Raw genomic sequence first — 10,028 nt, 5'->3', positions numbered from 1 at the left:
AGTATTTTTAATTATATTGAAATATTCTATAATCGAAAGAGACGTCACTCAACACTGGGGTATCTTTCTCCAGTATCTTATGAGCTCGAATCTATGGTAGCCTAACCTAACTTAGTGTCCTTAAATTCGGGGGAAGTCCAGGTTTGACCTTTCTGCCGGAAGGAGTAGTAATTTCGTACAAAGCGTTTTCAGTAATTGTTTTAACCGTCATATCGCCAGGAAACCAAGGCCCTCGCCCATAGAAATTGCTTTTATTGTCAACCCCATCATACTGATCGGAGTTTTTATAAATAGCGTTATGTGATTGTGTTCTTTCCAGCTTGTTTGGTCGCCAGATATTTTTGTCTTTTGCAAATACCAAAATATGGTCGTGATTATCAGAAATCCATTTGGCATCATTTGATGGAGATGATTTTTTCTGCCAAACCACGTTTGCAACAAAATTCTTCCTCCCGAAAATCTCATCACACAGCACCTTCAGATAATGGCTTTCATCATCATCAATAGAAATCCATATAGAGCCGTCATTGCTCAAAAGCCTGTGCAAAAGTTCAATCCGTGGCTTTATGAGGCTCAGCCATATTGAATGCTCCAGCCCGTCATCATAATGTTCAAAGGCATTTCCAGTATTGTACGGCGGGTCAATATAGATGCACTTGATTTTCCCTGCAAAGTCCTGCTCAAGGGCTTTGAGCGCAAGAAGGTTGTCGCCGTGGATAAGCATATTACCCACCCCTGTTTCCCCTCCGAGGAGGGGACTTTTTAATCCCCTCTTGAGAGGGGCAGGGGTGTGTCCGTAAGACCTCTCCGCATCTTCAATCAATATCCTCGGCTCAAGCCTCGGCTGATTTTCTTTGCCTATCCATGTGAGTTCAAGTTTTTGAAATTTAGCCATTCACTATCTCCCAATGACCGCCCTTATCGGACCCGATACGTTTTAACACCTTCTTTGCTTTTAGTTTTGCAATATTATTTTCTACAGCAGTTGTGCTAATCTTAAGCGATTTTGAGAGTTTTGGGATTGTAATAAATTTATTTTGATTTATAATATCTAAAATCTTCATTTCATTTTTACCCAACCTTTCACCCAACTTATCACCCAACCTTTCACCCAACTTTTTCTGGGTAGTTTTCTCTCCGGTTTCTCTATCCGCTTTAAGGGAATAACGCGGATCACGATAAAAAGCGACCCGAAAGAATGCATCCATTTCAAATACTGGCTCTTTCAGCCCAGCCTCGCGCATAAGGTCCCTCATGCGCTCGATACCGGAACCCATGCGCTCAACTTTACCCATACGATGGAACATATCAGCAATAATCGGATTTCTCCTTACAGAGGACTTGGCAAAATCCAGTTTTGTAATTCCGTCAGGAAGTCCTCCTGGGTTTTCTATCTCCACGCGGTCATCGTAAATTCTTACATAAATACTTGTTCCGCTAATAGTATAATTCCTGTGGACTATAGCATTAACAATTGCTTCCCTTAAGGCGTCCAAAGGTATCTCATAAATATCAGAACGCTCAAAACCCCGAATTTCACTGCGGACGTTCAAATGTTTCTTTAAAAAAGCAACAGCTTCATTAAACTGGATTAAGCGGCACTTCTATTGCTACGATGTTTTGAATGTGTTTAATCTTTGTCTGTATAGGTGGGGCGCAGTTTCTTGCAATAGAATTGATGCGGGCTTTGAGGTCATTGGTTAGTTTCTCCCCTGCTATTGTGCGGTCGTCTCTGACACCGAGCAGGATTGTCCCGCCTTTTGTGTTTGCAAATGCAACGATATCCTCATCAATCCGGGCAGTAAAATGTTCCTTAAACTCAACGGTAAGCCCTTCGCCTTCATGGACAAAAATATTTATTTTGTCTGCGTCTGTCATTGCCTCAGCCTTAAAGGACGTTCCATTTTACCAAAAAAGCTCAAGGGAGGTGGCGGCTTTGCCTCTATTTTTGTGTAGCGGCTGTCTTGCATTCCGCTATTTTCCTCAAGAGCAAGATATTTTCTGTATGTCCCGTCATCCTTGCTGTAACCTTGCCCTTTATCGGCCTCCCCAAAAGATAGAGGTCTCCGGTAATATCAAGTATCTTGTGTCTGGCAAACTCATTGGGAAATCTAAGCGCTGTATTGATTACCCTGTCTTCGCCCACCAGCACCACATTGGAAAGCCTGCCCCCTTTTGCCAGACCCATCTCTTGCAATTTGCCGTAATCCTTAACAAAGCCGTAGGTTCTGGCAGGGGCTATCTCTTTCCTGAAAACCTCAGGATCGTCAAGAATAAAATTCGCCTCTTGTTTTCCAATCGGAGGCGGATAATCCATTGAATACCGGATTGTAAGATTGGGTGAAGGTTCAATGGATATATATCTCCCATTAGCAGGATTCCCGATTGAATAAGTATTGTCTATTACAATATCGTCTACCGGCTCTCCCTGTTCCAGAGCGCCGCTGTCTTCTATCATCTGGCAGAAATCCATGGCAGAGCCGTCCATTATAGGCACCTCGCTCCCTATCTTTATCAGGAGATTGGTTATTTTATATATATGCAGGACAGCCATAAGATGCTCAATGGTCATGATAGAGGCGTGTCCTCTCTTCAAGGTAGTGGCATAATCTGTGGAAGAAACATAATCAAGGTGCGCGGGTATCATCTCTTCTGATGAAAGGCTTGTAAATACAATACCGCTGTTGGGAGGGAGCGGAGAAAGGATAACCCCTGTCTTTCCGCCGGAGTGAAGCCCCTGACCGCCAAGGACAATGCTCGTTTTTATTGTCCGCTGCATTCTGCCGGCCTGCCCTTTCTTTGCCTCAAACCTATGATTTGGAATTTGAGATTTTAATTCCGCGCCCGCTTCGCTGGAGACCGGAACTCCAAACTCCGAACTCTCCTTACCCCCCTCATTCAATGCCCTCTTTACAGTTAAAAGCACGGCTTCCAGAGAAAGCGGCTTTTCTATATAATCATATGCGCCGAGCTTTATGGTCTTTACAGCCGCCTCAATATTTCCATGGCCGGATATCATTATCACCTGAAGGTCCGGTTGTCTTGCCTTTATTTCTTTTAAAACCTCTGTGCCGTCCATTACAGGCATCCATATATCAAGGATCACCAAATCAGGCCGGTTTGAATTCAACATCTTTAATGCCTTATGTCCGTCGCCGGCCAATATTACATCAAACCCTTCATCTCTCAGAACATCAGAGAGAGATTGCCTGATGCTTTCCTCATCATCCACAACCATTATTTTCTTTACTCTCTTCATGTTAAGTAAGTTCGGGCTTAAGCCCTGCCTCCCTTTACCGGAAGTTCTATTACAAAACGGGTTCCCGCCGGGACATTATCCTTTACCCTTATATAGCCTCTGTGATCGGCAATTATGTCGCTTACAATGGCAAGGCCAAGCCCGCCGTTTCCTGACTTCTTTGTGGAAAAATATGGCTCAAAGAGTCTGGGCTTATCTTCTTCCGGTATCCCGCAGCCTGTGTCAGCCACCTCAATCCTCGCAATCTTATATTCCTTATCGTAAAAGGTTTCCAGTATAATCATACCGTTCCCCTCAATAGACACAATAGAATTATCCAGAAGGTTTATGATGACTCTTTTTATTTGGTCCCGGTCTACATCCAGCATTGGAAGCTTTTCATCCAGATTTAAACTAAACGATATGCCTTTCGGCATGCCATGATAAAGGGCCGCAACCTCTTTTATAATCTCATTTATATTATTCGGCGCCGGATTGGCAGACGGCATCCTTGCAAAATTTGAGAATTCATTCACAAGGGTCTTTAATTCATCCACCTGTCTGATTATGGTTTTGGTGCATTCGTCAAAGACATGGCCTTCTTCTCCGGAAAATCTGTCTCTGTATTTTTTGCTCAATCTCTGCGCAGAAAGCTGTATTGGTGTAAGAGGATTTTTCACCTCATGCGCTATCCTCTGGGCAACCTCCTTCCATGCCATCATACGTTGGGTCTTAAGGAGATGGCTTAAATCCTCAAGCACAGCCACCATGCCGAGATAATTGCCGTTGTCATCCTTAAGCATCGTAAGATTAAGAAGAACAGGTACGGCCTTGCCTTTTAAGTCTATCTGTATCTGCCTTTCCAGGTTATCTGCGCCTCTGTCCTTCATCTCAGCTATCATTCCGTTCAGGAAGCCTTCATCCTTTGGTTTCAATATATCCCTGTAAGTTTTTTCTAAAGCCCTTCCAGGAGCCAGCCCAAGGAGATCTTCTGCAACCCTGTTTATTGTAGTTATCTTTCCGTCCTTGTCAAGCGAGATAACACCCGCAGCCACATTACCAAGAACTATTTCCATGTATCTCCTTCTCTGCTCCAGCTCCGTGTTTGTTTTTTTGAGGTCTATATTTGCCTCTTCTATCCTGTTCTTGGTTGCCTTTAAATCTCCGGTCATTTTATTAAATGAGTTTACCAAAACCCCAATCTCATCCTTTGCCTCTATAGATATGCGATAATCAAGGTTGCCGTTTGCAATCTCATTTGTCCCGTATGCAAGCTGCTGGATAGGGACTGTTATCTCCTTTGCCATATATCTGCCTATCCATATTGCAAAAAACACTATTACCAGAGTTATAATTAGAAGCGTTGTAAAATAACTGGCCTTAAGCGGCGTTTTTAATATCTTCAACTGCCTGTAGCTCTCAAATGCAGTGGAGATTCCCTTCATCTTGGCAATGAGGCTCCTGGACACATAATGGCTTACAACTACAACCCCGATTACGACCTTGCGGTCAGAGGAAAAGGCTGGAGAAACGCCTCTTGCCACATCCCCCTTTTCAAAGGTTTGTATAAAATTTGCCGCATTACCCTTGAAGGCGTCTGAAATTAACTCTATAGGTATATCCGGAACCATATTCTGCGTCACATGGTTTGCCAGCGTATAGCCAATCCTCTGTTTATCTGCGGAAAAAACCTCTATGCTGCTTATACCTGCCTCTGCCATTTTTGTTTCAAGGTATGACCGTAGTTTATCCTCATCCTGAGTTAATCCATCAGAGGAGAGTTTTGACCTTATCTGATTAGCATATACAACCATATTATCGGATGTGTCTTTATAGTAGTTTTGTCCGAGTTCCAGAGATTCCCGCAAAGAGTCTTCCACCTTAATGCCAAACCAACCCTCAATGCTTTTGTTTATAAATCCAATAACCACGAAAAATAAAAGGAAGGTTGGAATAATAGAAAGTCCTACAAATGTAACGATGAGTCTTGTGCGAAGCCGCGAGCCAATAATCTTGCTTCGTCTTTCAAAAATGAGTTTTACAAAATTTCTTAAGATTAGAAAGACAAGCAGGATTAAGAGAATTATGTTTACATTGATGAGGCCGAAAACAATTACATTAGTGGCTGTAGGAAGACTGCTGTCTGCGCCTCCGATGTGGCTTTCAATGTATGTTAATATAATGATAGCAATCGCAACAGATGCAATGATATACCACTCGCGTCTGCGTCTTTTATGTTCCTCTTCGGATATTAGTTGTTCAGTCATGATTCTCAGGTAGCCGCACCCTTTCAGGGTGCGTAATTTCGCAGGCTAAAGCCTGCGGCTACCTCCTTACTGCTTACTGTCTACTGTATTACAAACTCCTTTTCATACCAACCGGTTTCATAATTCCAGAATGAAACAAAGAAGAGCATATAATTAAGCGGGAATGGAAGGTTTACAGGATCCAGTGTGGCCTTTATTCTGATCTGATACCCTTCTCCTTTTTTCAGCGCTGAAGCTGGTTTAATGATGATATTATCACCGCCTGCCATGATTTTCTTTGCCTGCTCAATCTCTTTGATCCGCATGGTGTTTTTCTGTTTTTCTCCCTGCACAATCTCATACTCTTCTTTTAAGGTATCATACTTTACAGTATGCCTGAATGTCATGCCAGCCAATGTTTTATCAAACCACAAACCCTGTTTTCGGTAAAGCTCTACAAAGAAGGTAAATGTCGTAGGTATCCCGCTTTTAATCCCCTCTTCTATATCCTTTGTAAAGGCGTTTTTAATCTCAAAAGACACCTGAACACTATCTGAATTATTTGTTATAACAACCTTGTCCACTGCTGGATTCATAGAACTCCCGCCAAAGGCCGGCGCGGCAATGATAGGAAACAAGGGTGTAAAAATGGCTGTTAAAAATATAATGCGCCTGAACATAGATGGATATAATACGCAAAACCATTATGAAAAGCAAGCAAGGAGGGGTAAATTAATCCTCTTGAGCAACTGCTGCAAAGTCTATAGAATGGTATCATGCTCTGGATCATGTTTGCCCTCATTACCGCCTTTTCTCTGTCAACCGCCGATGCCTTGAGCAAAAGGGCAATGATAAAGAGCGATGAATATGTAATTGCATGGGTAAGGGAAGGCTATGCCCTCCCCTTTATTGCAATAGCGCTTTTTTTTATCCCTATACCCGATTTAGATAAAACATTCTGGGTCTCTGTTCTCATCCTTTTGCCGTTGGAGATAACAGCGCTCATACTCTATGTGAAGGCGATAAAACTCTCTCCCCTTTCCCTTACTATACCGTTCATGGCCTTAAGTCCTGTGTTCATAACAGTTATTGCATTTTTTCTACTCGGTGAATGGCCTGATAAATCAGGGTTTCTTGGCATATTTCTTATTACAATCGGGGCGTATCTGTTGAATGCAAAGGCAAGCAACCTTGGTCTTTTAGGCCCAATAAAGGCAATCGCAAAAGAGCGGGGCTCCGTGCTGATGATTATTGTTGCGGTCATATACAGCATTACGTCCACCATCGGAAAGATCGCTGTCCAGCATTCAAGCCCGATATTTTTTGGCTTTTTTTACCCACTGCTTTTGACCATTGCCCTGTCAATGGTTGTGGGTGTTAAAGGGACTCTCCATCAGGTGGTATCAAGGCCGGTAACATTTCTAACAATAGGCCTTTTTACAGCCATTATGATTTTATCGCATTTCATGGCTATCAGCATGGCCGATGTCGCCTATGTAATATCCGTAAAAAGGACAAGCCTTGTCTTTAGTGTTATTTACGGCATGATTGTATTTAAGGAAAGAGATATAGGAGAGAGGCTGCTCGGAAGCTTATTTATGTTGGCCGGGGTTGTTTCAATAACCGTGTTTTGATATAAACTGTAATGACCACAGGGAAAGGACAATAAAAATACCAATGGATAATGGGTCTGCAATAAGAGACGCCCTTCAAACCGTATTCGGCTTTCGCTCGTTCCGGCCGAATCAGGAGGCGATTATCAAAAGCATTCTGGCGGGCAGGGATGTGTTTGCCGTGATGCCGACCGGCGGCGGCAAATCGCTCTGCTATCAACTTCCGGCAAAGATCATGTCCGGCGCCGCAATCGTCATCAGCCCGCTCATCTCTTTGATGAAGGATCAGGTTGACGCTGCGCGGGCAAACGGTATCGCGGCCGCGTATCTGAACAGTTCGCTGGATTCCAGCGAGGTTTCGGAAGTTTACCGAAACTTGAAAAATAAAAAGATAGAACTGCTCTACATCGCTCCGGAGCGGTTCGCCATGCCGAATTTTCTTGAGACTTTGAAGGCCATGCCCATCTCGTTTTTTGCCATAGACGAGGCGCACTGCATCTCGGAATGGGGGCATGACTTCCGGCCTGATTATCTGAGCCTTTCCATTATTCCAAAAGTGTTTAGCAATACACCCATAGCCGCCTTTACCGCAACAGCAACAGCCATGGTGCAGGAAGATATCTGCGCAAGGCTCAGCCTCAGAAAACCTTTTGTCGTTCGCGCCTCTTTCAATCGTCCTAATCTCTTTTATCAGGTGGAAAGAAAATCCGACGTGGAATCGCAGATACTTAAATTCCTCGGATTGCATTCCGACGAGTCCGGCATTGTGTATCGCACCACGCGCGATTCTGTTACGGCGACTGCGGATTTTCTCAAGGCCAACGGAATCAGCGCCCTTCCTTATCACGCTGGGCTTCTTCCGGATGTGCGGGACAAAAATCAGGATGCGTTCAACCGTGACGAGGCGCAGGTGATCGTGGCGACCATCGCCTTTGGCATGGGCATTGACAAATCCAATGTGCGGTTTGTCATCCACGCAGACCTTCCCAAAAACATTGAGGGCTACTATCAGGAGACAGGCCGCGCCGGACGCGACGGCGAACCAGCGCAATGTCTCCTCTTTTTCGGCAGAGGAGATATTCCCAAGATAAGATATTTCATAGATCAGATACCGGGCGACGCGGAGCGCTCTGTTGCTATGGAAAATCTGAACCGGATGGTCGGGTTTGCGTCGCACAATGTGTGCAGGCGAAGGCAGCTTCTCGGTTATTTCGGCGAACAGTATCCAACGGAAAATTGCGGTAGCTGCGATATTTGTACCGGAAATATCGAGCGGATTGACATTACCCGGGATGCGCAGATCGTGATGTCAGCCATGTTCAGAACAGAGGAGCGGTTCGGAGCAGGACACATCGTTGATGTGGTGACCGGCGCGGACACAAAACGGATCCGCGCCTTGGGCCATCATGCCATAAAAACTTACGGCGTGGGAAAAGATAAGGACAAAGAGCACTGGCGGCTCATTGTTGACGAACTGCTCGCGCAGGAGATAATCCTGCAGGAGAGCGGCAAATATCCGGTATTGAAACTGACGGAAAAGGCAAACGCAGTCCTGCGCGGCAAGGCGCAGATTGAAGGATTGAAACGTGACGAGCCAAAAGAAAAGGCGCGGGCAAGGGGCGGGATTGAAGGGTATGACCAAACACTCTTTGATAGGCTGCGGATAATGAGAAAGAGGATCGCCGATAAAGAGCGGGTTCCGCCCTTTGTCGTGTTCTCGGACAGAACCCTGCATGAGATGTGCAGATACTATCCCGCTACAGCGCCGGACATGAGAAAGATCAGCGGCGTCGGCGATACGAAGTTAGAGCGATACGGCGATAAGTTTATTCAGGAGACTGCGAAATACCTTGCCGAAAATCCGAATGCGCAGCGCAGAGAGCGGAATGCGGAATATAAAACAGAAATCCGCAATCCTAAATCCGCAATCACGGGGACTGTTGAAGAAACATACCGGCTGTTCCAAAAAGGCTTATCTCTGGAACAAATAGCGGCGCAGCGCAGCCTCGCGCCATCAACCATTGCAAGCCACATAGAAAAACTCATTCAGGCAGGCAGTGATATTGACATAGACCGTTTGATTGCGCCTGTAAAGAGGCGCGAGATAGAAGAGATGTTTTTAAAATCTCAACACCTCGGCCTGAAATCTGTTGTTGAGCAGGCAAACGGTGTGGTAAGTTATGAAGAGGCGCGGATAGCAAGAAAGTGGATGCAAAGGAGAGAAGATTAAATGGCAAGGATAAAAGAAATTTATTTTCAGGCATGGCAAAAAACAAAGGAACTCAAGACGCTAATTATATTTCTTATCATCACAAATATCGTCTTTTTGCTTTTTGGCCAGTGGATGATAGCTCAAGGCGTTCCAGGCGCTGTTGAATTTAAAAATGAGTTTTTAAAGAAACTTCCTGAAATGGGCTATCTGAAGCCCCTGACAGGTCCTCTGGCGCCGTATCTTCCATTGAAGATAGCGTATACATTTTTGTTTAACCTCACGGTCGGCGCGCTCCTGTCAACCACAATCCCGGGCATTATCTTCTTTTTTCCTTATATTATAACAGTATTCAGGGCATGGGTTGTGGGAGTAATATTTTACGGGACAACAACCACTCCTCTGCACTTTGTGGTCTTTTACGGCACATTTATTCTGGAATTCGGCGGATATGTCTTTTCATCCGCAGCAGGCATAAACATCGGCCTTGCCATATTAAACCCTGCATGGAAGGGTAAAGAAACAAGGCTTCTATCATTCAAGTCTGCTGTAAATGACGCCGCCCTGTTATTTGTTCTGGCTGCAACCCTTTTATTATTAGGGGCAGTGTGGGAGATGAGCTGGCTGCATTTCTTTGGACTTCATGCCGAAAAACTCCTATTATCCGATATTTCTCTTGGATAACCAGCCTAAATATGCTATAAACGGTCTATATTATCGTG

Annotated in this window: 9 protein-coding genes and 2 pseudogenes; 5 read left to right on the top strand and 6 right to left on the bottom strand. The window is 44.6% G+C overall.

The annotated features are described in order from the left end of the window. A partial coding sequence (locus tag Q8P28_07765) for an IS3 family transposase (protein ID MDP2682684.1) occupies nucleotides 1-105 on the top strand: 105 nt, incomplete at its 5' end. Between the two features lie 13 nt (nucleotides 106-118). Here the strand turns inward: Q8P28_07765 and Q8P28_07760 are convergent. From Q8P28_07760 to Q8P28_07735, 6 genes and pseudogenes are all read right to left on the bottom strand, one after another. Next, nucleotides 119-895, bottom strand: a pseudogene (locus Q8P28_07760) (site-specific DNA-methyltransferase). After that, entirely contained in the window at nucleotides 888-1,496 is a 609-nt protein-coding gene (locus tag Q8P28_07755) for an ATP-binding protein (GenBank protein MDP2682683.1), read from the bottom strand. The pseudogene Q8P28_07760 and the gene Q8P28_07755 overlap by 8 nt, the downstream one beginning before the upstream one ends. An 85-nt stretch (nucleotides 1,497-1,581) precedes the next feature. Continuing rightward, on the bottom strand, nucleotides 1,582-1,878 hold the full coding sequence (locus Q8P28_07750; GenBank protein MDP2682682.1) for an ATP-binding protein: 297 nt from the start codon (nucleotides 1,876-1,878) through the stop codon (nucleotides 1,582-1,584). 64 nt (nucleotides 1,879-1,942) lie between these two features. Further along, a complete protein-coding gene (lpxC, locus tag Q8P28_07745; protein ID MDP2682681.1) occupies nucleotides 1,943-3,259 on the bottom strand; it encodes a UDP-3-O-acyl-N-acetylglucosamine deacetylase in 1,317 nt (438 codons plus the stop codon). 17 nt (nucleotides 3,260-3,276) lie between these two features. Beyond that, nucleotides 3,277-5,505 carry an ATP-binding protein gene (locus Q8P28_07740; GenBank protein MDP2682680.1) on the bottom strand — a complete coding sequence of 743 codons (2,229 nt, stop codon included), beginning with the start codon at nucleotides 5,503-5,505 and terminating at the stop codon, nucleotides 3,277-3,279. An 80-nt stretch (nucleotides 5,506-5,585) separates the two neighbouring features. Continuing rightward, on the bottom strand, nucleotides 5,586-6,164 hold the full coding sequence (locus Q8P28_07735; GenBank protein MDP2682679.1) for a DUF4390 domain-containing protein: 579 nt from the start codon (nucleotides 6,162-6,164) through the stop codon (nucleotides 5,586-5,588). Between the two features lie 96 nt (nucleotides 6,165-6,260). Here Q8P28_07735 and Q8P28_07730 point away from each other — a divergent pair, with 96 nt between their 5' ends. The 4 genes and pseudogenes from Q8P28_07730 (at nucleotide 6,261) to Q8P28_07715 (ending at nucleotide 9,990) form a co-directional block, all read left to right on the top strand. Then, nucleotides 6,261-7,118 carry an EamA family transporter gene (locus Q8P28_07730; protein MDP2682678.1) on the top strand — a complete coding sequence of 286 codons (858 nt, stop codon included), beginning with the start codon at nucleotides 6,261-6,263 and terminating at the stop codon, nucleotides 7,116-7,118. 43 nt (nucleotides 7,119-7,161) lie between these two features. Next, a pseudogene (gene recQ, locus Q8P28_07725) lies at nucleotides 7,162-8,961 on the top strand (DNA helicase RecQ). 42 nt (nucleotides 8,962-9,003) lie between these two features. Then, a complete protein-coding gene (locus Q8P28_07720; GenBank protein ID MDP2682677.1) occupies nucleotides 9,004-9,327 on the top strand; it encodes a helix-turn-helix domain-containing protein in 324 nt (107 codons plus the stop codon). After that, complete coding sequence (locus tag Q8P28_07715; GenBank protein MDP2682676.1) at nucleotides 9,328-9,990, top strand: hypothetical protein; 663 nt, start codon at nucleotides 9,328-9,330, stop codon at nucleotides 9,988-9,990. Nucleotides 9,991-10,028 lie beyond the last annotated feature (38 nt).

This window comes from Deltaproteobacteria bacterium (assembly GCA_030690165.1).
Lineage (GTDB): Bacteria > Desulfobacterota > GWC2-55-46 > UBA9637 > UBA9637 > JACRNJ01.
The sequence above is the reverse complement of the archived record's forward strand: the minus strand, read 5'-3'. Positions and strand labels throughout refer to the sequence as shown.